Source organism: Bacteroidetes bacterium GWF2_43_63 (assembly GCA_001769275.1).
Lineage (GTDB): Bacteria > Bacteroidota > Bacteroidia > Bacteroidales > DTU049 > GWF2-43-63.
In genome coordinates this window covers 1-23,261 of the sequence record MEOQ01000050.1, presented here as the reverse complement: position 1 = coordinate 23,261, position 23,261 = coordinate 1, and the positions used below count along the sequence as shown (strand labels likewise).

Sequence of the window (23,261 nt, the reverse complement as noted above, 5' to 3'; positions counted from 1 at the left end):
TAATTTTCATTTTTATTCCAACCACCAGATTTTAGTCGATGTTAGATCTGCTGCACCATAGGCGTCGAGCCAATTCTCATAATTGTAATTCACTTCGGAAGCCGGTATGAGAAAACGGAAAAACGAGATTGGATCGCCTTCACGCGGTGTGCGGCCTGTACGGGCAAGTGCAAACGCTTCGGCGGGTTGCCAGAATAAATCAATCATTCGCTGTGTATAAATCATCTGAATTTTTTCTTCCTGCGTGCTGAAATTCCAGAGGTCAACCTTCATCTGCAATTTCGTCAAATCGAGCGATGATGGAACTGTAACGACATCGTAAAATGTTCCGGTTCCATTCGGCAGTTGTGCCTGCGACATTCGGTCATCCCAAAAATAATAAGATGCCTGCAGGCCGCTCAAAAACTCATTGTCGGCAATGCCGTCGCTTTGAGCGACACCAATTCCGCGCTGATATGCTTCGGCTTTCAGAAAATGCACCTCGGCGCCGGATATCAATATTTCAGGAATAATCTGATTGTCGCTGATAAGAAAGAAATTAAACGGCGAATACAGACAGTCATCTCCTTTGATGAAATATGCAGCATCGCTGCGGCGCTGACTGCCGTAGGGCGCTCCACCATCAGGTGCAAATCCGGCTGGCGGATCCTGAGGATATGGAGTCCACTCACCATCATTGTTGGTGTCAAAAAAGAAATAGGCACGGCGATCAAAAATCCCACTGCCATCCGTGCTGTCATTTTCCGACATCTGATGCCACATAGTAGTGCCCATGCGCAGGTTCTTGTGCTCGCGGAAAGCCCATTCCGTGCTTCCCTGCCCCAGATGCTGAATCTGATTGCACAACGAAGCCGATTCAAGGGCAGCGCCACCGAGATCCATTCCAATAAACACTTTTTTATTGTCTTCTATTATTTCCTGTACGTGCGCAGCTGCAATCACCGGCTCTTTATCGTACATGCGAACGGCATAACGCAGCCGGAGCGAATTGGCAAATTTCAGCCACATTTCCATATCACCACTGAACAGAATATCATAGGTTTTAAAGGTGGCAAACGGCTCTGCAGAAGTTGCTGTCAGATTAATATTGTCGTCGCACCATTCAAGCTCGTCGAGCAAAAACAGATAGATATCACGCTGGGTGTCGAATTTCGGATACAGTTTGCTGTCGTCGAGATAGCCGTAACCGGCTTCGAAGAAAGGAATGTCGCCAAACAAATCAGTCACTTTAAAGGTTTTATAAGCCAGCAGAATTTTCACCATCGCTTTCATGTTGTTTAGCTCTGGCGAAGGAATGGCAGCATCGAAGCGACGTTCCAGCTCACGTACATTCGGCATTCGCGTGTAATAATTGCTCCAGATGTCTTCGGTTCCGATGTTGTAATTTCCCCACGCTTCTTTGGTCAATGCGCCCATCTGAGTCTGTTTGTACAACACTTCATTGTTGACATAAAACAACTCGTTGGAAGGCCTGATGAGTGAATGCTGAATGCCCAGAAAAAGCGAGCCATCACTGGCAGTGGTGTATAAATCGATTGGTGTATTGATTTCTTCAAAATCCTTGGTGCACGATGTATTCATCGCAACCATTATAAACAGGAACAAAATGTAATATATCTTCGTTTTCATTTCTGATGATTTACTGATTAGAATTTGGCTTTGATTCCGAATGAATACGAGCGGCATCCGGGCAATGAAGCCCATTCGAAGCCCTGTGCATTACCCGATCCGTTGATGCCTTCCGGGTTGATTCTGTCAGGAATACTTGAATAAATATATCCGACATCGCGGCAAACAAAGCTCACTCCGATTTCCTGCACAAATTTCATTTTCGAAATATATTTGCGCGGAATATTATAGATGACGGCCACCTCACGCAGTTTGATCCAGGTGTCTTCAACAATGCCGGGAGTAGAAAGGAATTTTCCCCAGCCGCCGTAGTTGGGCATATACTTATAATAATAGTGAACAACTTCGGTATTCACGGTGCCATCTTCGTGCACGCCTTCTAGAATTACGCCGGTGTTGCTCACATTTCCGTCAGGATCGGTATAGGGCAATCCACCTCCATCGCGCTCCAGCAGCGTTTCGGGACTCTGTCCGGTCTGCATGCCAATCACGTAGGTGCCGCTATAAATGTCGCCGCCGATTTTAGAATCAATCAGCGTACTCACCGTAAGATTGCGATATGTCCATGTTCCGGTGAATCCCCATAAAAATTTTGGCGATGCATTTCCAATGGGAACGCGCGTATCGGTTATCAGATATTTGGTGCCTTCGTCATTCAAAATAGGATTGCCGTTTTCATCTCTTATGTAATCGTAACCGCTGATGGTTCCGTAATCATCGCCGGCCTGCAAAATCTGCGCTGGTCCATTGAGTCCCCACAGATCCCCGATGACCAGCTGTGTGCCATCTTCGCCAAGACTAATGACTTTGTTTTTGTTGCGTGTCAGATTCAATCCGAATTTCAAACGCTGATCTTTTCTTTCCAGTGCGACAGCACTCAAGGTAATTTCAACTCCGGTGTTCGACATTTCGCCGTTGTTGATTTTCACACTCGGAGCGCCTGAAGACGTTGGTATCGGAAGTCCTGGCACTATCTGATCGAAAGAAAATTTATAGTAATAAGTGAAGTCGAATTCAATTTTTCCTTTCAGCATTTCGGTGCTGAGACCGGCCTCATAGGAATTTACACGCTGAGGTTTCAGTCCAACAGGCGGAATGGGCTGCGGAAAAGTGACTGCCTGCATCCCATTTACTAAAAAAGAATTGTACTGAAAATAGGTTTCGTAAGGCGCACAGTCCGATGCAGTCTGAGCTGCACCCATGCGCACTTTGCAGAAATTCATCCAGCTGTCGGCAAAATGAAATGCGTCGGACAAAACAAAACTCAGCGAAGCCGATGGATAGACATAGGAATTGGCTCCTTCGGGCAAAGTCGATGACCAGTCGTTGCGGCCCGTGAGTTCAAGAAATAAAAGGTTTTTGTAAGACAGATTCAAAAAAGCAAAAACAGAGTTGGTCTTGCGGCGCCAAATCGATTCAGTCGCCCTGACCTCACCCGGATAATCAAATTGCGGATCATCGACATTACCCGTGTAATTTGCAAGAGAATACATATTCGGATAATACCAGTTTCCTGAACGGCCCGACAGTCCATTGTTGTTTTGTGAAAATGTGGCTGAGCCGGCACTGAATCGTCCGTTGAACTGACTTCCAAACAGACTGTCTTTATGCGCAATGAATAAAAATTCGCTGTTGTTGGTCTGCGCCTTGTTCAGCGATTTGCTGTAATATCCATAGAGCAGCCCTTCGGTATCGATGGGCTTGTTTTTCATCTCCCATTCATCAAGTCCGTAATCAATGCCGGTCCGGCCAGTTGCATTCAGCCAGCTGTTTATTTCATAATTGAGCGAAATGCCGCCAATGAATTTATTTCTGTCAAGCGTGGTGTTGTTGTTATTGTAACTCCACCAGAGATATGGGTCGATATAAGCGTACGGATAATTCAAACGTTCGACTCTGGATCCATCTTCATTGGCATAATTGAACATGTCTTCGCCCTGATAGCTGCGCGGATAACAATACAAAAAACCTTTGGAAAATGAGTTTTCCGACTCGCCCAGTTGAGGACTGTTCAATCGGTTGTAATTGATGTATTGGATAGAAACACCTGCCGTAATCTTTTTTGAAATCGTAAAATTGGAATTTGAATTCAGCGTGGTCTGCGTGTAGTTCGAATTATCAACAATGGGTTTACTGTCGGTTCGTGTAATTGAAAGCCGGGTATTGGCAGTTGCTGTTCCGCCTTCGAGCGCAATGTTGTGAGTTGTTGTTAACCCGTTTTTGAATGCCAGTTTCAGATTGTCGGGCTGTGGCGACCATGAACGCATGGTTCCGTCCCACCAGCGAACTTGTTGTCCCAGCATTTCAGGACCCCACGAAACCGCGCTGCCGTAATAACCGAATTCCGACGAAGTGGATGAAATGTCGCCATCCTGATTCAGAATCAGATTGTCGGTATGTTGCTGGGTCTGATAATAAAAAACACCATCCGAATCCATCGGAAATGTAGGCGGAGTCAATGTGAGCGGAGCGCCACCCCCATATTTATTCTGAACATCGCGGTATCGATAAGGCGTTGTTATTTTGGTTGTTACGCTATATGTAACGCCAATGCCCTGTCGTGCTTTTCCTTTTTTCATGGTTATCAGAATCACGCCATTGGCGCCGCGCGATCCGTAAAGCGCTGATGCTGAACCGCCAGGAAGAATTGACATTTCTTCAATGTCATCAGGGTTGATATTGTTGATGGCCGAGCCCCAGTCCGATCCGGCGCGGGTGCCGATTCCTTCAGAGTTTTCCATCGGAATTCCGTCCACTACAATGAGTGGTTGATTGGTTGTCAGGAAGTTATTGTTTCCACGGATAACAATACGCGTAGTACCGCCATCCACTCCATTGCTGTTGGATACCTGCACCCCCGCCGATTTTCCGGATATAGCACTGATGACATTTGACGTATTTGATTTCAGAATATCTTCGCCATCAACCTTTTGGGTGGCATATCCAACCTCGCGGCTTTGACGAGTGACACCCAGCGCAGTAATTTCCACCGCTTCGAGTTGCTGAATGGTCGGTTTAAGCTTGATATTTATAACCAGCTGATTACCAACAGCGACTGTCATAGGTTCATACCCCACAAAGCTGAATTTCAGCGAATCTTTTGCCAGTACACCCGGAATGCGGTAATTTCCGTCAATGTCGGTATTTGCACCTTTGGTGGTGCCTTTTACAGCCACAGCGACAAAAGGCAGTGGCGAATCATCGGCTGCCGAAGTCACTTTTCCGGAAATGGTTTTTTCCTGAGCCAGCGCTGCACCAACAAAAATCAATGTGCAGAGCAGCATTGCGTAAAGTTTTCTCATTCTGTTTCAACTAATTAAACAATCTGAAATAATTCCCGATAAAATTAATCTTATAAGAAAAGAAGTATTTTTTATTTATTTGTAATGTGGCATTATTCCACCAATGGCGACAGAAAAGCTGGAAGAGAGCTGAAGCATTGATTGATGTATAAAAGATATTATTCAAGATTCACAGCATTGATTCAAAAACTCATAGCAGACAAGCAAAAAAATCATTACTTTTGCAGTCCTTTTAAATGGTCTCGTAGCTCAGTTGGATAGAGCAGCAGCCTTCTAAGCTGCGGGTCGCGCGTTCGAATCGCGCCGAGATCACCAAGAGACAAATCCGCGAGGGAAAAAACAATCAGCCCTAAGTCACGATCGAACTTGTTCGAATAGTGACTTAGGGCTGATTGTTTCAGCGCCGAAGGAGCTGCGCGGATTTGTCTCGGAATTCGGAGCTCAAGTGAAAAGCGGAGCAAAGTACGAAGCGAAGCGTAGTCACTTTGCTCCGCTAATCCGCTGCATTTTTTACAAATTTGACATTTCTGATTTATCAGAAATTCAAATGAGTAAAACCAGAATCAATAATCCTAAGAAGATACGAAGCTAATCCGCCGCATTTTTTTACGAATTTCATGTTTCTGATACTTCAGAAACATGAAATAAGTAAAACCAGAATCAAATCACTGTCTCCGTCAGCGATCAGGACCACGCCAGCAATGAGGAGACGCTGAATTTTAATTCAATGCATCAAAGCCAGACCCAGCGCTATAATTCATATACTTTTATGTCAAAATGCGCCCGAAGGAGGAGCCGCACCCAGCGGAGCGGCCGCAAACCCTGGAGCTCTCAGCCCAGCACGACCTCTCTGCATCGCAAAGCGAAGCGGCGCGATCTGAGTGCGTCGTGCCTGAGAACAATAATATCTGTTTTTTACTCAAACAATAAAAAATTTATCTTTGTTATAGTTTGTTGCGAAATGAAAAACGAAATTATTGTTTATCAGAATGTAGAAGATTCAACTCGTCTGGAGGTCAGAATCGAGGATGAGACGGTTTGGCTCTCGCAAGCACAAATGGCCGAATTATTTCAAACCTCTGCACAGAACATCACCATGCATGTAGGGAATGTTTTTCGCGAAAAAGAATTGAGTAAAAGCGGAACCTGTAAGGATTTCTTACAAGTTCAAAAAGAAGGTAAAAGACACGTAACCAGGAATGTGCAGCTGTATAATCTTGATGTAATTATTTCGGTGGGTTATAGAGTCAAATCAAAGCGGGGAACTCAGTTTCGGATTTGGGCGAACAAAGTGATCAAGGATTTTTTACTCAAAGGATATGCATTGAGTCAGCGATTTGAGCGCATCGAAAGCGACATGCACACTATGAAAAGCGAGCTTGGTGAAATCAAATTGCAATTAGAAACATCAATTCCGCCAAATCAGGGAGTGTTCTTCGACGGACAAATTTTTGATGCACATGTTTTCATTTCAGGCATTATAAAATCGGCAAAAAGCTCAATTATTTTAATCGACAATTATATTGATGAAAGTGTTTTGACCCTTCTTCTAAAGAGAAAAGAAGGTGTTACTGCAACAATTTTGACGAAGTCTGTTTCGAGAAAACTCGAACTTGATTTAAGTAAGCATAATCAGCAATATCCGGCAATTGAGGTCAAGTCATTTGCGAAATCTCACGACAGATTTATAATTATTGATAAGGAAACAGTTTTTCATATAGGGGCATCTCTAAAAGATTTGGGTAAACGTTGGTTTGCCTTTTCAAAAATGAATATAGAAACACTTGGGTTACTCAATAAAATTGAAATTTGATTGTTTGTCAAACTCGACATACAAATGACGCTATCAACAATTGCAAGAATCAAATAGTGGTCAAAAATGCAGTTCGAATTTTCCCGGCTACGCAACCCAAAACCGGCAATACCTCCATTTGACAAACAATATGTTGAATAGAAAACCACTTCAATGTTTTACTGACCCTTTAAATTTTCGGGCAGAGCTTAAAAAAAGTTAAAATACAGGCCAAAAAGCAGTCAATTAAGGAGATAATTATGAAACATATTGCATTAATAATAATAGCGTTTTTGTTCACTTCATGTTATTCAAAGTACTCAAAGGATAATTATAAATCAACTCGTAAGTTGAATGATAGCTTATTTGTCGAGAGATACATGGTTTATAATGGAGGTGTTTTTGCAAGTAATTCCAACTCTTATTACTTGACAGATTCTTTAAACTTCAGGGTTTATTTATATACAATTACAGAAGATAGAGATAGATTATACTTAGATCTCCAAGATGACATACTGTGGATATACAAGGTGACTCCAAAAGACACGATTGAGGTTAATAAAATTGATATAATTAAGCAAAAACAAGAAAGAAGGTTTGACTAGCTTTTTAACCGCCACTGCCCCATCCAAACAAATCCTCACACCCCATCCCTCCAATCGCTATCGGAAATTGATGAACCATTGTTTTTCAATGTACTTATTCAAATCCAGCCACAGCGCCGTATTTAATGAATAGAATTGTGTTCTTTTCTTGTGGAGGCAAATGCAGTTAATTTTTTCAACTTTTGGGCTGCATATTTTCTGAAAACAAAAAATCAATCAATTCCAGTAACGAAAAAACACATCGCTGATACGTGTATTTGCCAGGCCTGAGCACCACGGTCCCGGTTGATACCGGATCCTGATGATTGCCATAGCGACTGCCAATTCTATACAGCATCACAGCCGAATCGTAGAGCTCGATCGGAAGAACCTGCTGCCTCATTGTTTCCAGAATTTGCCGCGTGCGGCTTTTGTCACCGAAACGAAACGAGTCGGGTTCTTTTCCCAGCTTCTGCCGGCAAGCTTCGTCAATCACATTTTCAAGCAGCAAACGCAATGTTCCAAGTCCCGTTGTAATGTCTGCCTTGTCCGACATTTCCATTGTCAACAGCACTCTGACCAGTAATTCTTGAAACTCATCATCAAAATGCTTGTCGGTCTTTTCAAAAATATCGGCATACGCTTCCCGGACGGTCGTAGCTGGCAATGCTTTTATCAAATCTTTCAGATGTCTGAAAAGGGCGTCATGATCTTTGTTTTTCAAAAACACTTCAGCAATGCCCATCAGGTCTTCTTTGAATTCATCGGGTGTTTCGGTGTTGACACAAAAAGGGATGACGCGATTGTATTCGTCTTCGAGTTCTCTGATTTGCTCAATGGCATGTACTACAAAATTCGATCGCACCGGCTCCTGCCTGTCAGATGTGAGATGGCACCGGCCATCGAGAATGACCGCTTTTATATTGCGGTTGCTCCTTAGCAAATCCGCACCATCAGCCAGATTCCATGCGGTCGCTAATTCAAATCCAAATGCTTTTGCTTCCGCTTGCAGCAGCTTTGAATAATTTTCATCATCATCAATTAATAATATACGCGTGCTCATTTGTTCTGTTTATTTGAGTGCATAAAAATACTAAAAAGTTACCTATTCGCTTTCAGTAGTCAGTATTTTGAAGTGACCGTTGCTTTGCATTTCGTCCTCCCCGACATTCTACCGTCTGCCAGAAGTGGTTGGCAAAACAGTATTGCTGACGTGGAATCGTCGGGGAGAAACACACCCAATATTTTAGTCCTGCCTCTGCAGGATAAATTCCCTGCCATACATTTGTTTGAGTAGAGGAGCGGTCCCGAAATCGTTAGGTGCTGAGCATCGTCATTCTTCAACGCACTCAGGTCGCCTTGCGACGCAGAGAGGTTGAAGAAAAAGCGCCAGGCAGCAAGCTTTCAACTAATTCTCGAAATTATTAAATTTTCAAATTACCAACCGAACGATGAAATCGTGGGCTCGACTTGTCACGTTTGACGTAAAGTCCCGGAAAAAAACAGTCAATAACCCAAAAAAAATTTCGTTGAAAGCTCAAAATCTGTTTTTGTAATGCCCATTGCCTAACGCCTTATGACTCTCGCTTATGCCTATCGCGTTGCGCCCTGTGCATTGAGCTGCAAGCCGCATGCCTCAAGCCGCATGCTATATAAAAGATTTTTACTAATTTAGCCCCACATTTAATTAAAAGCAATTGTTATGATCAGAACGAGGGAACAATATCTGGCCGCACTGAAGGCGCTCAAACCTAATATATACAAGAATGGTGAACAGATCGCCGATGTGACCAGCCATCCTGCAACACGACGCGTGGTGGAAAGCCATTGCCGTGCTTTCGATGCCGCACACGATGAAAAACACAAAAGTCTTTTTACTGCCAAATCGTATTTCACGGGAAATGAAATTCTCCGCTTCAATGGCATGATGAAGTCGTTGGACGACATTATGAATAATGCTAAACTGAAACGCGAAATGTATCATTTCACCGGTTCCTGCACGGGCGGCTGCTGTGTCGGCTGGAACTCACAAAACGTTATGTGGGCTGTAACAAATGATATTGACAAGGAATTCGGAACTGACTATCAAAAACGTCTCGAAAAATGGATTCTGAATGCTGAAGAAAAAGGGACTGTTTGTGCCGGTGCGCTCACCGATGCCAAAGGCAACCGCACGTTGAAACCCACTCAGCAAGCCGATCCGGATGTGAATCTTCGCATGGTTGAAAAACGTGCCGATGGCATCGTGGTTCGTGGTGCAAAGCTCATGATCTGCGGTGTGGCTGCTTCCGAAGAAATTTTCATTCTGCCGGGTTCTGGCTACAAAGATACCGATGCCGAATTTGCAGTATCATTCGTAATCCCGCGCGATATTGAAGGTCTGACTATTGTTGAAACCATGCGTCCAAGCGACGATCGCGATTACAAAGATGGATGGGATACCATGGAAACCGGAATTACTCAGGCTTACCTGATGTTCGACAATGTTTTCATTCCGAACGAACGCGTATTTATGGCCGGTGAATTCAAATATGCCGGAAAAGTGGTTGAATATTTCACCGCCAATTACCGCGCCTGCATTGGTGCCTGTGTTGCCGGTCAGGGCGACGTGATGATCGGTGCCGGTGTGCTGATGGCCCGCGCCAATGGAATTTCGAATAAAAAATTCGATGATAAATTCACCGTAATGTCTGCCAACAACAACACCACCTATGGTCTTGGAATCGGCGCCATGGCATTGGGCGGAGCTCATGCTTCCGGTGTCTGGATTTCGGATTCACAGATTGCGCATCTCAATAAAATTTATGTGGCTACCCTGCCCTACGAAACAAAACGTCTCTGTCAGGAAATTGGAGGTGGTATTGTCGAAACCGGCTGTACGCCTTCGTTCAAGGACTGGAATGATCCGCGCTACGGCGAAATGATTCGCAAATATGTGAAAGCCGGCGATTGCTCGGCCGAAAGCAGAGTGCGCGCTGCACGCCTTTCGGAATGGCTCACCATAGGTTCTGGTGTTCCGGGCTGTATGCACGGCGGCGGCTCACCCGACGGCGCCCGCATGGTTGTAAAAGCATTCACGCCGTTTGAAGTCTATGCTGACTTTGCAAAAAAAATTGCCGGTATCACCGAAAACATTACGGATCCTGCAGCCGACAAAAAATAAACAGCAAAAAAAACTTGCTGTCACATTGAGCTTTGCCTGCTGTCATCCTGAGTGTTTTTTCGAAGTGAAACGAAGAAAAAATGTATCGAAGGAAACAGCAGGATAAACACCATCAAAATGCGACAATTTGCGATTTTCCCGATAAACTAATTTGTACAACAAACAAAAAAAATCAATATGTTTCAGTTTTTCAATAACGATCAGAAATCACTACAGAAATTAGTGAGAGAATTTGTTGAACAGGAAGTAGCGCCACACGCTGCGGAATGGGATGAAAAAGACGTTTGCCCCGATCATTTGTGGCCGCAGCTTGGCCAGATGGGCTTTTTTGGAATCTATGTTCCGGCGCAGTATGGCGGACCGGGACTGGGTCTGACCGAACGTGCCATCGTACTCGAAGAAGTATCGCGCCATTCAGCTGGGTTAGGCATTGCCATCATGACGCATGATCTGGCCATTGCTGCCATTCTGAATTTTGGAAGCGAAGAGCAAAAGCAGAAATATCTGCCACAACTTATTTCCGGCGAAAAAATTGGCGGACTTTCCGTAACCGAACCAACCGGTGGATCTGACTTTGGGAATCAAAATACCACCATTGAAAAAACCGAAGAAGGCTATGTAATCAATGGCCGAAAATGTTTTATCACCAATTCGCACAATGCGGTAATCAATGTTGTAACCGGCACCAGTGGAGTGAATGAAAAAGGTCGCAAAATGATCAGCGCAGTGATTGTTCCTGAAGGAACTCCGGGTTGGTCAGCTGGTCGCAAAGAACACAAACTGGGCCTTCGCGGTTCCGTTACCGGCGATGTTATCTGCAGCGACTTGAAAGTTACGGCCGATTGCATGATTGGTAAAGAAGGCGACGGAAGTAAAATCGCTATGCACACCATTGGTCATTTTGGTCGCTCGGGAATGGCTGCCATTGCGCTTGGCGTGATTCGCGGCTGCTGCGAAGAAGGTTTGAATTTTGCAAAAAACAGAATCACCTACGGTAAACCTCTTACTGCATTGCAGGCCATTCAGCTTATTATTGCCGATAATCAGGTTGACTATGAAGCAGGTCAGGCAATGTTGTACAACGCAACATCAATTTACGACAGCGGCGTTCAGTGCGCTCCTGAAGTAGCTGCTGCAAAATTGTTCATTTCGCGAAATGCCATTAAAGCAGCCGAACGCACCATTGATTTGATGGGCGGATACGGTGTAATCAATGAATATCCTGCAGGCCGCTTCCTGCGCGATGCTATGGCAATTATTCCTTCCGGCGGAACTTCTCAGATTATGGGAATTATCGTCGCAGGAAATCAGCTTCGTTAATCCAATAATCAGCAATCAGGCATTATGGCATTGAATATTGCAGTTTGTGTAAAAGCAGTACCTGATTCAAAGTACTACGATAAAATTTCCATTGACCCCGCTACGCGAATGATGGTGCGTGAAGGCATTCCAACTGTCATCAGCGATCTCGACAAACATGCGCTGGAAGCCGCACTGGCTCTGCGTGATAAAAATCAGGGAAAAGTTTCTGTTTTTACAATGGCTCCGGGAAGCGCACGGGACAACATTCTTGAAGCACTCGCCATGGGCGCTGACGAAGGTTTTCTGCTGAGCGACCGTGCTTTTGCCGGTGCCGACACGCTGGCGACATCCTACACGCTTGCCGCTGCCATTCAGGCAAAAGGACCCTTCGATATTGTAATCACAGGAAACGAAAGCGATGATGGAAGTACGGGTCAGGTCTCCGCTCAACTGGGCGAATGGCTTGGTTTTCCTCACATCATGAACATCAGTGCATTGGCATATTCTGAAAATACACTGAACGTAACAGCCCTCTCCGAAGATGGATCCATTGATTACAAAATGGCTCTGCCGGCCGTTTTAGGCGTTACGCGTAAATTGAATAAACCGCGGCTGACCAACATCATGGGCATGTTGAAGGCGAAGTCAAAGCCGCTCACCGTGCTGCATTATGGAGATTTCCCAACGGATGATAATTATCTCGGATTGAAGGGATCTCCTACACAACCCGGTGATATTTACGCCCCGAAAATGAGCCGAAAAACCGTGGAACTAAGCGGAACACCCGAAGAAATTGCCGACAGAATTGTGCAGGAATTATGCAAAGCAGGAGTGAGACATTGATTGTTATGAAAGAAATAAACTCATATCATTCATTCAAAAACACTGTCAGTCTAACCCCTGCTGTCATCCTGAGCCCCGACATTGTCACACTGAGTCCTTCCTGCTGTCACACTGAGCGGAGTCGAAGTGTCAACAGCAGGGTAAACTCCCCCGAAGAATAAATAGTGCAACTCTGTATGACAGCCTTTGAATAATTGATAAATTGCAAACCAATAAATGAACATCAGCGATTACAAACATATTCTCGTTTACGCCGAAATCAAAGATGATAAGGTAAACGGCACTTCACTCGAATTGCTGGGCGAAGCCACACGTCTGGCTGCAGCACAGGGCAACAACACCGAAGTGTGGGCCGCTGTTCTTGGCGTCGACGGAGAAAAGTATTCATCCGAACTATTCCGCTATGGCGCGCAAAAAGTAATTGTGAACAACAATTCAAAACTCGATGTTTACCGCAGCGATCTGTACAGCGAAGCACTGACACAATTAATCAAAAAATACAAACCTGAAACAGTTCTTGTTGGAGCCACCTATGCGGGTTCCGAATTGGCACCAACGGTTGCAGCCAAACTAAAAACAGGACTGGCAGCGCATTGCAACGAACTCCGCATTGACGACAACAAACGGTTTATTCAAGTGGTTCCTGCCTTCGGCGGAAAAGTACTGGGCGATATTCTCACACCCAATCATCGTCCACAGATGGCAACCATCAAAAGTGGCATCATGCAGAAAATTGAACCCGTGGAGAAAATCGGAACTGTTGAAGTGTTTGACTTCGACTTGTCTTTCGTAGGGGATAGAATTCAGGTTTTGTCTGTTAGCAAAGAGCAGACAACCCGAAAGCCACTGAATGAATCGGATGTAATTATTGGAGGTGGCTTTGGGATTGGCAGTAAAGAAAAATGGGCGCAACTCGAAGAACTCGCAGCCCTGCTGGGCGGCGCCACGGGTTGCACCAGGCCTGCTCTTGATGAAGGCTGGACGCAAGGCGAACATACCATGATCGGAACCAGCGGAGTGGCGGTGAAACCGAAAGTATATATCAATTTTGGGATTTCAGGCGCCGCTCATCACACCTGTGGAATCAAGGATGCTGGGCTCATTATAAGCGTAAATAAAGATACTAATGCACCGATTTTCGAATCATCGGATTTAAAAATTGTTTGCGACTGGGAGAAAATTGTTCCTGCCATTATTGAAAAACTAAAATAAATTCACCGCTTTTGCGCTATTTCCGCAAATTTACTGATGATGAAAATTTTTACGACAGCAAAAAAAAATATTGGTCTTAAGTTGCTCTTCAGTGCATCTCTCGTGCTGATGTTTTGCTGTCCGGGAATCATGCATGCGCAGAATATTCAGGGCGAGTTTATTGGTGGATTCAATCTGTCGCAGGTTGATGGTGACGAAGTGGTTGGATATCGTAAAATCGGCTTCAATGGCGGCGTTGGTGCTGCCCTGCCCCTCGGAAAAAGTTGGTTTGTTTCGGTCGAAACTTTATTCAATCAGAAAGGCGCCTACAAAAAATATCCGCCTAACAGCAACAACCTGAATCTTCCTTATTACAATCTGCGCCTCAATTATGCAGAGATTCCGATGCTGATTCACTATAACGACAGAGATCAGATAACAATCGGCCTCGGCCTGGCTTATAGCAGACTTGTTTCGATGCGCGAAACCGAACATGGAGTTCTCATCGACTGGGCCACCAGCACTGGTCCATATAAATCTGAAGATTTGAACATTCTTGTCGATTTTCGTTTACGTGCGTTCTGGAAAGTCCATTTTAATTTCCGCTACGCCTATTCTTTAGGAAAAATCAGAACGAGAGATTATAACAACACCGTAAGCACCTGGTCACGTGATCAATTCAACAATCTTCTTAGTTTTCGCCTTGTATTTGTTTTTAATGAAAAGCTAAAATAATTTATTTCGGCAAAATCATTTTTATACGTACTGAAATTTGCTTTTTATTCGACAGAAATACGTATAGTGCAACGTCAAAATGTTTTTTTTGTCTTTATAAAAAAAGATTGTATCTTTGCTTTTCAATGTTAAACCTAAACCCAAATCAATCATGAAAAAAGTTCTATTTTTAGGTGCTGCTATGCTTATTTCAGCAGGCATCATGGCCCAGAGCACCGGGGAAAGAACACTTGTTGGGGCTTCTAATAAATATGAAAAAGTTCAGAAGCTTAATCGTACCGAAAGTGTTAATCAACAGGTTTCAAATCCTGTTAACCGTCCAGTTCAGAAATTAAACAACAAAGCTGCTCTTGCAATTACCAAAACCTACATCGGCACCTCAGCTAACGTATTCAGTGTGCTGCTGCCCGAACAAGCTGGCCTTGCAGCCAATGAAGCAACTGGATTAATCCAGATGACCCATCGTGCTAATGGAGTTGATTTCAGTTCAGGTTATATCCATGCAGCTTTCTCTACTGATGGTGGATTCTCTTTTAATGATTCCACTGTTATGGTCTGGGAAAACAATGATTCTTATATTGCTCGTTATCCAAGCGGTGTAATTTACAACCCAACAGGAAATACTACTCCTGCTAATGCATATGCAGTGAGTGCTGGTCCTGTAATTGTCAGCACCTGGGCTGGTGGTTATTTTTCTTCTGAAACATTCGCCGGGACAAACTTTGCGTATGATTTATCTTTGTTCACAGACACCGTTGGTGGTGCTCAACCTTACAACTACATGCCAAGAATGCACATGCAGGCTCGTGGAAACAAAGTTTTCCTCTATGGCGATGCAAATACCGATGATGGCACTAATTACACCGGCATCAATACTACTATTAATATTGGAACTTTCAACGCTGGCACCAACAGCTTCGACTGGACTCTTGCAACCCACACTCCTACTTACCTCGCAGATGGTTTAGGAAATCCTGATGGCTATGTTTATCCTGGTTTTGCTATGGACGATGATGGCTTGAATGGCTATCTTATCTATATCGGACGTAATGGTGATGCTATTGACCAACTGACCTATCAGCCGCTGGTTTACAAAACTACTGATGGTGGTTTAACATGGACCGAACAAGCTGCTTTCAACTGGACAACCTGTCCGGCTATTCAGACTTTAGCTACAGATCTTTCTCCTGTTGGACGCCCAATGTTCAGCACTGTTAAAGACGCGACTATCGATGCTGACGGATATCTGCATTTTTCCAGTTACATTCATGGCGCTTACAGTGATAACGTTGACTCTCTTGGATACTATTCTGTTTACACTGGTATGCAGGGAATTATCTTTGATACTTATCAGACCGCTACCGGTTGGGCTTCAATGATTGTTGATACCGTTTTTGCAACTGATCCTGATGATGCTACAACTTTGATTGATGCAGGTACTGCTGATTATGTTGCATGGGACGAGCGTTTCCAGATGAGCCGCACTGACGATGGTTCAAAAATCGTTTATGCCTGGATGGATACAGACCCAATCCTTACCGATGTGAACATTTATCCTGACATCATGGTGAAAATGTACGATGTTGCTACCGGCGTTATGGGCCCAAAAATTAACCTTACAGCTGGTACTGCTTACGATGCAATGAACTATTGGATGTATCTTGCTGATATCACTTTTGACAAAGGTTCCTACTATCAGGTCAACATGTCAACATCAACATTGAATATGGCCAGCGGTGGTCCGGTTGATCACGAATACATCAACGGAGTTTATCTTGATGAAACAGGAAACCTCTACACAGGTATTAATGATCTTCCTCTTGATGCAGCTATTTCAATGTATCCTAACCCAACCTCAGGTGACCTGAATATTTCATTCAACAACCTGGCAGCTGGAAATTACAATGTTGTTGTTTACAACACCATTGGTGGCGTTGTTATCAACCAGAACATGGATGTAAACGGTGCAGTTGTTCGTACAATCAACATGAACGAACTCCCAACCGGAATTTACATGGTTCAGGTTTCTAACGAAAATGGTGCTACTACCAAAAAAGTTATCAAGAACTAATACTTCTTGCTAAATACTAAAAAAGCTGTCCGCAATGCGGACAGCTTTTTTTTTACGAAGTTGTGCGAAGTTTTTAAGCTGTGCGAAATTTGTAAACTTCGCACAACTTTTTACATCCGCTGAAACCGGATTTCCCGGTCTTCGCGGCCTTCGAGCATGGCCTTCAGCTTGGCAATAAGGGATACCGATGTACCTTGCTCCTCAATGAATTCAACATCGGTAACGTGCAGATAATAATCAACATCGCCGATTGAATCTTCTTCGAGTGCTTCTGCCAAAGCAGCAAATTCTTCATCTGTCAGGTCAACAATAAACTGGTCAGATTCCAGATCAAATATTTTTACCATTTTGTTTGTGTTTGAAAAACAAACATATAAATATTTTCAATACAATATGCAATTCAGTGTATTTTTGTACTGTCATGTTAAGCAATCAAAAAACATTTTCCGTTCTGATACCGGCTGCAGGAAACAGTGAACGCATGGGAACGCCCAAATTGTTTCTTCCTTTTGGCAATCACACCTTTGTTGAAGAACTTGAAGCCCGCTATTTGGAGTTTGGTTGCCTGAGAATAATTCTGGTAGTCAATTCAAATGACTTCCATGAAATTGAAAACCGGAAAATTCGTTTTTCTGCCAATACCGTGATTGTTGTAAATGATAATCCAGAACTCGGCCGCTTCCATTCTATTCGACTCGGACTGGAAAAACTTGATTCCGGAACAACCTGCTTTTTTCAGAATATCGACAATCCTTTTGCCGGCTTCGAAGTTTTGAATGCAATAGCTGAGAAAGCCAACAGCGTATCTGTTGTCGTTCCGACTTTCAACAAACAACGTGGACATCCGATAGCACTGGGGGCCGCTGTGTGGCAGGCATTACTTTGCCAGGATGGGAACCAGACAAATCTCAAAGAAGAACTTATGAAGTTTCCGGATATTGAAATTCCAGTCAATAATCCGGACATCCTCATAAACATGAATAATATGGACGATTTTCGGGCGTTTTTTGGCAAAACGTTGTAATTCTAGCTGATAATTATCTTCTTTTTCCATTCAAAATCGAATAATTATGTAATTTTGTCATCGATATGCATTTCTTTTCATATCGTAAGTTTACAACAACAAACAAAAAAGCAACTAAAGAAGAAAGGAATAAATAATGAACAATGCAATTTTTCAACTTCGCGAACCGCACAGTGAGCCAGTTTTCAATTATCTACCCGGCTCGCCTGAATATATTGAAATGATGAGTGAACTCAAGCGGATGAGTGAAGACCAAATCGACATTCCGCTGATTATAGGAGGTAAGGAAGTTAGAACCGGCAATATCGGCACCGTTGTAAGCCCCAATAATCACGAAAAAGTGCTCGCAACTTATCACAAAGCAGGAGAAAAAGAAGTTAAAATGGCCATTCAAGCTGCCATGGAGGCCAAAGAAGAATGGGGCAACATGTCGTGGGTAGAGCGTGTTTCAATCTTTATGAAAATGGCGGAACTGCTATCGAAAAAATACCGGTATCTCATAAATGCAGCAACCATGCTTGGACAGGGAAAGAATCTCTTCCAGGCCGAAATCGATGCTGCCTGCGAAAGCATTGATTACCTGCGTTTCAATAGCTACTTCGTTTCAAAACTTTACGATGATCAACCCACCTCAGATACCGCAGCTCTTAACCGGCTTGAGTTTCGTCCACTGGAAGGATTTGTCTTTGCTGTGAGTCCATTCAATTTCACTGCAATAGGACTCAATCTTTGCATGTCGCCTGCACTCATGGGCAACACAATTGTATGGAAACCTGCTACCACAGCGCTGCTCAGCAACTATTTGCTCATGAAGATTTACAAAGAAGCAGGCCTGCCCGATGGCGTTATCAATTTCATTCCCGGCCCTGGCAGCGTTGTTGGGAACATTGTAATGGAAGATAAAGACCTGGCCGGCATTCATTTTACAGGAGGAACGAATACCTTCAATCATTTGTGGAAAACTACGGCAGCCAATCTCGATCGCTATGTGTCCTATCCAAAACTGATCGGTGAAACAGGCGGAAAAGACTTTATTGTGGTGCACAACAGTGCAGATCCGCAGGAAGTTGCAGTAGCCATAGCCCGCGGTGCATTCGAATATCAGGGGCAGAAATGTTCAGCTGCTTCCAGATCGTATATTCCAAAATCGCTGTGGCCGGAAATTCATACAAAGCTTTTATCGATAGTCAACGAAATGAAAGTTGGCGATGTAAGTGACGTCAATAATTTTGTGAATGCTGTTATTGATAAAACAGCGTTCGACAACATCATGAATTACATCAAATTCGCTGCTGAAGCAAAAGATGCCGAAATCCTCTGTGGCGGAAAAGGCGATGATTCAATTGGCTATTTTATCCAACCAACAGTGATACTCACAAGCAATCCTCATTTCAAAACAATGGAAGAGGAAATCTTCGGACCGGTAATGACCATCTATGTTTACAACGACGAAGACTGGGATGAGACTTTGAAAATGGTTAATGCAACCTCTCCTTACGCCTTGACAGGTTCGGTTTTCGCCCGCGACCGGCAAACAATAATTGAGGCCTGCCGCACCCTGCGATATGCCGCCGGCAATTTTTATTACAACGATAAACCTTCAGGAGCCATGGTAGGTATGCAGCCATTTGGCGGTGCGCGCAAATCTGGCACCAATGATAAAGCAGGCGGACATCTCAATCTGATACGCTGGACCAGTCCGAGGACTATCAAGGAAACGTACATTCCCGCTACTAATTTCAAATATCCATACATGAAATAAATTATCCGATCCTAGAGAAAAAGCTCGTCGCAATACGGGCTTTTTTCATGTACATTTGCATTCAAATGATGAATGTATGAAAAGAGTTTCTTCTAAAAAACAATTCTTTCATTTGCTTTTTGCAATTTTATTATTTCAGCTTACTTCCTGTAACAGCCAGGAAGAATGCCGGTTCTGTGATATAAAGCAGCAGGGTGCCGTTTATCAGAATATCCAATGCAAATCCGATACAAGTGTACGTTATAATTTATATGTCCCGTCGGGTACCGGGGTCAGAAAAGTTCCGGTGCTAATATTGCTAGATCCGCATGGAAACACAGCTCCGGCTTTGAAGAAATACACCGATCTTGCTGAGAAATACCATGTAATACTTGCCGGTTTCAATCCATCTTCAAACAATATCGCCTTTGAAAATATTTATCGCAGCTTCAAACCCTGGCTTAGCGAACTATATGCAACAGCTCCGGTGGATAGCACAAAAATATTTATCGCCGGATTTTCAGGCGGAGCGCGGGTTGCAACACTGATTGAAAACAAAATGCCCGAAGTGAATGCCGTCGCTATGTGTGGTGCCGGCCCGGCTGATGTTCAGGCATGGTCGCGATCTTCGAAACCGGCAATGATGTTTGTGGGATCAAGAGATTTTAATTATTTCGAAGTTGCCAGTCTATTCAACAATCAAACAGTTAAAAGACCGCGATCTCTGAGCGTTTTCGCAGGCCGCCACGACTGGCCTCCCGCCGAGACTTTCGAAGATTTCTTTGTGTTGATCGAACGACTGTCAAATGGCAAAGTGACTTCAGCTAATGAAAACGATTTTCTCAAAAGATCGAAAATATTTCTGAATCTTCAGCGTCCTGACCTTGCTTTGCAATCTGCTTCCAGTGCCCTTTTTGCGCTCGGTGAAATGAGTAATCTGAAACTGCAAAATTTCGCCGACAGTCTGCAAAAGAATTTTCCAGAGGAATTTGTTGCAGAAATGAATGCCAATTCAAAAATGGAAGTACTGATGCAAAACCGCATCGGAGCAATGTTTCAGGATGCTGACACATTGAAATATTTTGCATTGATTGATTCATTGAACAACGAAATTACAACTGATTCTCTTTCGCTGCAATCCGATGTATTGTATAGAGTTAAGGCCTGGTGCGGTATTGCAGCCTATTCATTTTCGAATCAGGCAAAAAAAATGAATATTCCTTTTTATTTCAGCATCCTGCGGATGTATGAATACACGGAACCTGCAAATCCCGATATGCTTATTCTTATGTCTGCATACTACGCTGCTTCGGGGCAATGCATGAAAGCCCGCATTTATCTGAACAATGCCAAAAGAAACGGCTTCAAAGATCAGAAAAAGCTAAGTTCAATGAAAGAATTCGACAATTGCGAAGATATTCGGAATTGATTTTAGATATAAGATTTTAGTCCGCTGCAGCGGATTAGATTTTTGATTTTCGCAATCGACGTTTTAGCGGAGTTTATCCCGCTGTCTCCTTCGATACATCCGCAAGCTGGCTGACACTTAGGATGACAGCAGGGTGAAATAACCTCAACCTGGGCGCGCGTCTCTGGGCGCGCGTCTCCTGACGCGTGACGCTGACTCGTGACCTTGACCTTTTCTTGACCTTGACCTTAACCTGGGAGCGCGTCTACCGCATACAACGTTTTACGTTGACGCGTGACCTTGTTCTTGACCTTTACCTGGGCGCGCGTCTCCCGACGCGTGACCTTGACCTTGGTATTGACCTATTCGGTATAAACTCCAATCTCGCTCACACAGGGCTCAGCAGCTGATTTTAAAATGCGAACGCGCAATTTTTTTGTCGTGTAATATTTATCCAATTCAACAATGCGCAGCGCACCAATACTTGTGATCCGAGCAACTTCGCTCCAGGCGCCATTCTCCAGAATATCAAACGCGACTGAATCGATGCGGTGACCCAATTTTATATTCTCCCTGATCGTGATGAAATTAAATGTCTGCGCCTTTTTCCAGCTCAAAATTAACTCGGCTTCTTTAATTTCATCATCGGTTGCCCAATAGGAATAGCGACTTGAGTCCGTAAGGTTTTGAACTCCAAATTTTTTATTGTTTTTACCCCTTACATTGCTGGCGAAAATTTTTGCATCTAAAGCAAGATTCTCATTAAATGTTTCGATCAGCCATTTTCCAAAAGCAGTAAGCGTATCAACATCATTCGGATGCAGCTGCCCGCGCGTGTCAGGGGATAATCCGAGATCGAGACACTGTCCACGTCCGACAGAACATAAATAAATATATTTCAGTTCTTCCACTGATTTGATTTGATTGTCCTGATCAGAATGATAGAACCAGCCCGGGCGCAGCGGCACATCACACTCTCCGGGTATCCAGAATTTTCCATCGCGATGTCCGGTTATTCCTTCTTTATATTTTGTATCACCTGGTACGGGCCTTTCGGAATCATCGCTCCCATGCGGGCTATATGTAGCCCAGCAGGTTTCTCCGGCTATACCGTTTTCGTTTCCGATCCATCGTACATCCCAGCCGGCATCGCTGAAAATGCAGGCCATTGGCTGCATGGATCTGGTTATTGCCCAAGTTGAATCCCAGCCATAGTAGGTTTTTCGGTCGATGTTTCGCATTTCCTTTGCACCGCCATAGAAGCCATCTCCGCCGTTGGCGCCATCGTGCCACGACATGAATAATTCTCCATAGCCGGTATAAATTTCTTTGAGTTGTTCTCTGTAAATCCTTACGTATTCTGGCTTTCCGTAATATTGACTGTTGCGATCCCATGGCGAAACATAAGCGCCGAATTTCATGTCAAGACTATCACATGCCTTGCGGAATTCAAGCACCATATTGCCTTTCCCGCCTTTCCACGGACTTTTTGAGATGTTGTAATCGGTTGTTTTGGTAGGCCATAAACAAAATCCATCATGATGTTTGCAAACAAAAACAATCCCTTTCATGCCACCGGACTGAGCTGCTGCCACAATCTGATTCGCATCGAAGTCAGACGGGTCGAAAACCGATGGATCAGCATCACCATAGCCCCACTCCTTGTTTTCAAAGGTTGTTGGGGTGAAGTGAATGATGGCGTAAAATTCTGTTTCGTGCCAGCGAAGCTGCCGTTCGGAAGGCACCGGGCCGTATGGTGCTGGTTCAACGTTGTTTTGCGAAAATCCGGTTGCTGCCTGGAATAATAAAGCAGCAAAAACAAAAATTGAAATATGTCTCATCTGAAATTGGGATTGGGGGAATCGAGGCAAAAATACGAATAAGATCTCATCCCTCGAAGGGTTTGAAACCCTTCGAGGGATTTAGTAAATTAAATTTGTATTTTTGTGCATGGCCGACACCAACGACAGTAAATTATTTTATTCGATCGGAGAAATTACCGAACGGTATAAAATCCGCCCGTCGGCCCTGCATTTTTGGGAAAAGCAGTTTCCTGAACTGAAGCCCAGACGCAATAAAAAGGGAAACCGGTTCTACACCGACGAAGACATTGTATTGCTCGATATGATTTATTACCTCACGAAAGTAAAGGGCTACACTCTCAAAGGAGCCCGTGAGCGAATCAAGTCAGACCGCAAATCAATCGAGCGTAATGCAACCATTCAAACCACACTCACACGGGTAAAAGAGTTTCTGGTTGGGTTGAAGAGTGAGATGAAATAAAGTTGTGAAAAATCATTTCTCTGGCGCGGATTTGCAATCCGTGACAGATTGTATTTTCTTTGCAACATTCGATAAAAAAACATCGCACGGATTTCAAATCATGAGTGTTCGAAACACTGAAAACGATTAAATCATTTTTTGGATTTTTAATTTCAGACAGTTATCAACAAAATATGTTAATAATTCTGTTGAT

Annotated in this window: 18 protein-coding genes and 1 tRNA gene; 14 read left to right on the top strand and 5 right to left on the bottom strand. The window is 43.8% G+C overall.

Annotation, left to right across the window (positions count from 1 at the left end):
- Window positions 1–12 precede the first annotated feature (12 nt).
- Both A2W93_14010 and A2W93_14005 read right to left on the bottom strand, forming a co-directional pair.
- Complete coding sequence (locus tag A2W93_14010) at window positions 13–1,590, bottom strand: hypothetical protein (protein OFY52460.1); 1,578 nt, start codon at window positions 1,588–1,590, stop codon at window positions 13–15.
- A 56-nt stretch (window positions 1,591–1,646) separates the two neighbouring features.
- Window positions 1,647–4,910: a hypothetical protein gene (locus tag A2W93_14005; GenBank protein OFY52661.1), complete on the bottom strand. Its 3,264-nt coding sequence runs from the start codon at window positions 4,908–4,910 to the stop codon at window positions 1,647–1,649.
- A 259-nt stretch (window positions 4,911–5,169) separates the two neighbouring features.
- Here A2W93_14005 and A2W93_14000 point away from each other — a divergent pair.
- The 3 genes from A2W93_14000 to A2W93_13990 all read left to right on the top strand — a co-directional run bounded on the left by A2W93_14000 (window position 5,170) and on the right by A2W93_13990 (window position 7,328).
- A tRNA-Arg gene (locus A2W93_14000) sits at window positions 5,170–5,246 on the top strand.
- 646 nt (window positions 5,247–5,892) lie between these two features.
- Entirely contained in the window at window positions 5,893–6,744 is an 852-nt protein-coding gene (locus tag A2W93_13995) for a DNA-binding protein (GenBank protein ID OFY52459.1), read from the top strand.
- Window positions 6,745–7,103: 359 nt separating this feature from the next.
- Entirely contained in the window at window positions 7,104–7,328 is a 225-nt protein-coding gene (locus A2W93_13990; GenBank protein OFY52458.1) for a hypothetical protein, read from the top strand.
- Between the two features lie 175 nt (window positions 7,329–7,503).
- On the opposite strand, the gene A2W93_13985 is transcribed toward A2W93_13990, so the two are convergent.
- Entirely contained in the window at window positions 7,504–8,370 is an 867-nt protein-coding gene (locus A2W93_13985; GenBank protein ID OFY52457.1) for a hypothetical protein, read from the bottom strand.
- On the opposite strand from A2W93_13985, the gene A2W93_13980 reads away from it, so the two are divergent.
- From A2W93_13980 to A2W93_13950, 7 genes are all read left to right on the top strand, one after another.
- Window positions 8,371–8,604 (top strand): hypothetical protein, encoded by a 234-nt coding sequence (locus A2W93_13980; GenBank protein OFY52456.1) that lies wholly within the window; start codon window positions 8,371–8,373, stop codon window positions 8,602–8,604.
- A gap of 405 nt (window positions 8,605–9,009) precedes the next feature.
- Window positions 9,010–10,470, top strand: a complete 1,461-nt coding sequence (locus A2W93_13975) for a 4-hydroxyphenylacetate 3-hydroxylase (protein ID OFY52455.1) — start codon at window positions 9,010–9,012, stop codon at window positions 10,468–10,470.
- Between the two features lie 177 nt (window positions 10,471–10,647).
- Window positions 10,648–11,790: a hypothetical protein gene (locus A2W93_13970; protein OFY52454.1), complete on the top strand. Its 1,143-nt coding sequence runs from the start codon at window positions 10,648–10,650 to the stop codon at window positions 11,788–11,790.
- Window positions 11,791–11,820: 30 nt separating this feature from the next.
- Window positions 11,821–12,615: a hypothetical protein gene (locus tag A2W93_13965; GenBank protein ID OFY52660.1), complete on the top strand. Its 795-nt coding sequence runs from the start codon at window positions 11,821–11,823 to the stop codon at window positions 12,613–12,615.
- Window positions 12,616–12,831: 216 nt separating this feature from the next.
- Window positions 12,832–13,827, top strand: a complete 996-nt coding sequence (locus tag A2W93_13960; protein OFY52453.1) for a hypothetical protein — start codon at window positions 12,832–12,834, stop codon at window positions 13,825–13,827.
- Between the two features lie 36 nt (window positions 13,828–13,863).
- The gene (locus A2W93_13955) at window positions 13,864–14,541 is read left to right on the top strand and encodes a hypothetical protein (protein ID OFY52452.1); all 678 of its coding nucleotides are present in this window, start codon (window positions 13,864–13,866) and stop codon (window positions 14,539–14,541) included.
- A 151-nt stretch (window positions 14,542–14,692) separates the two neighbouring features.
- Entirely contained in the window at window positions 14,693–16,612 is a 1,920-nt protein-coding gene (locus tag A2W93_13950) for a hypothetical protein (protein OFY52451.1), read from the top strand.
- A 110-nt stretch (window positions 16,613–16,722) separates the two neighbouring features.
- Here A2W93_13950 and A2W93_13945 read toward each other — a convergent pair whose 3' ends face one another.
- Window positions 16,723–16,959: a hypothetical protein gene (locus tag A2W93_13945; GenBank protein ID OFY52450.1), complete on the bottom strand. Its 237-nt coding sequence runs from the start codon at window positions 16,957–16,959 to the stop codon at window positions 16,723–16,725.
- Window positions 16,960–17,033: 74 nt separating this feature from the next.
- Here A2W93_13945 and A2W93_13940 point away from each other — a divergent pair, with 74 nt between their 5' ends.
- The 3 genes from A2W93_13940 to A2W93_13930 all read left to right on the top strand — a co-directional run bounded on the left by A2W93_13940 (window position 17,034) and on the right by A2W93_13930 (window position 20,806).
- The gene (locus A2W93_13940; GenBank protein OFY52449.1) at window positions 17,034–17,636 is read left to right on the top strand and encodes a hypothetical protein; all 603 of its coding nucleotides are present in this window, start codon (window positions 17,034–17,036) and stop codon (window positions 17,634–17,636) included.
- A 136-nt stretch (window positions 17,637–17,772) separates the two neighbouring features.
- A complete protein-coding gene (locus A2W93_13935) occupies window positions 17,773–19,398 on the top strand; it encodes a 1-pyrroline-5-carboxylate dehydrogenase (protein OFY52448.1) in 1,626 nt (541 codons plus the stop codon).
- A gap of 76 nt (window positions 19,399–19,474) precedes the next feature.
- A complete protein-coding gene (locus A2W93_13930) occupies window positions 19,475–20,806 on the top strand; it encodes a hypothetical protein (protein ID OFY52447.1) in 1,332 nt (443 codons plus the stop codon).
- Window positions 20,807–21,147: 341 nt separating this feature from the next.
- Here A2W93_13930 and A2W93_13925 read toward each other — a convergent pair whose 3' ends face one another.
- Entirely contained in the window at window positions 21,148–22,626 is a 1,479-nt protein-coding gene (locus A2W93_13925; protein OFY52446.1) for an alpha-L-fucosidase, read from the bottom strand.
- Window positions 22,627–22,735: 109 nt separating this feature from the next.
- On the opposite strand from A2W93_13925, the gene A2W93_13920 reads away from it, so the two are divergent.
- The gene (locus A2W93_13920; GenBank protein OFY52445.1) at window positions 22,736–23,068 is read left to right on the top strand and encodes a hypothetical protein; all 333 of its coding nucleotides are present in this window, start codon (window positions 22,736–22,738) and stop codon (window positions 23,066–23,068) included.
- The last annotated feature ends 193 nt before the right edge of the window (window positions 23,069–23,261 follow it).

What these genes read in the sequence shown, in the direction of transcription:
- A2W93_13960 (OFY52453.1), top strand. Translation starts at nt 12,832, where the DNA reads ATGAACATCAGCGATTACAAACATATTCTCGTTTACGCCGAAATCAAA.
- A2W93_13940 (OFY52449.1), top strand. Translation starts at nt 17,034, where the DNA reads ATGTTAAGCAATCAAAAAACATTTTCCGTTCTGATACCGGCTGCAGGA.
- A2W93_13975 (OFY52455.1), top strand. Translation starts at nt 9,010, where the DNA reads ATGATCAGAACGAGGGAACAATATCTGGCCGCACTGAAGGCGCTCAAA.
- A2W93_13925 (OFY52446.1), bottom strand. Translation starts at nt 22,626, where the DNA reads ATGAGACATATTTCAATTTTTGTTTTTGCTGCTTTATTATTCCAGGCA.
- A2W93_13970 (OFY52454.1), top strand. Translation starts at nt 10,648, where the DNA reads ATGTTTCAGTTTTTCAATAACGATCAGAAATCACTACAGAAATTAGTG.
- A2W93_13945 (OFY52450.1), bottom strand. Translation starts at nt 16,959, where the DNA reads ATGGTAAAAATATTTGATCTGGAATCTGACCAGTTTATTGTTGACCTG.
- A2W93_13950 (OFY52451.1), top strand. Translation starts at nt 14,693, where the DNA reads ATGAAAAAAGTTCTATTTTTAGGTGCTGCTATGCTTATTTCAGCAGGC.
- A2W93_13955 (OFY52452.1), top strand. Translation starts at nt 13,864, where the DNA reads ATGATGAAAATTTTTACGACAGCAAAAAAAAATATTGGTCTTAAGTTG.
- A2W93_14010 (OFY52460.1), bottom strand. Translation starts at nt 1,590, where the DNA reads ATGGTTGCGATGAATACATCGTGCACCAAGGATTTTGAAGAAATCAAT.
- A2W93_13935 (OFY52448.1), top strand. Translation starts at nt 17,773, where the DNA reads ATGAACAATGCAATTTTTCAACTTCGCGAACCGCACAGTGAGCCAGTT.
- A2W93_13930 (OFY52447.1), top strand. Translation starts at nt 19,475, where the DNA reads ATGAAAAGAGTTTCTTCTAAAAAACAATTCTTTCATTTGCTTTTTGCA.
- A2W93_13990 (OFY52458.1), top strand. Translation starts at nt 7,104, where the DNA reads ATGGTTTATAATGGAGGTGTTTTTGCAAGTAATTCCAACTCTTATTAC.
- A2W93_13920 (OFY52445.1), top strand. Translation starts at nt 22,736, where the DNA reads ATGGCCGACACCAACGACAGTAAATTATTTTATTCGATCGGAGAAATT.
- A2W93_13985 (OFY52457.1), bottom strand. Translation starts at nt 8,370, where the DNA reads ATGAGCACGCGTATATTATTAATTGATGATGATGAAAATTATTCAAAG.
- A2W93_13995 (OFY52459.1), top strand. Translation starts at nt 5,893, where the DNA reads ATGAAAAACGAAATTATTGTTTATCAGAATGTAGAAGATTCAACTCGT.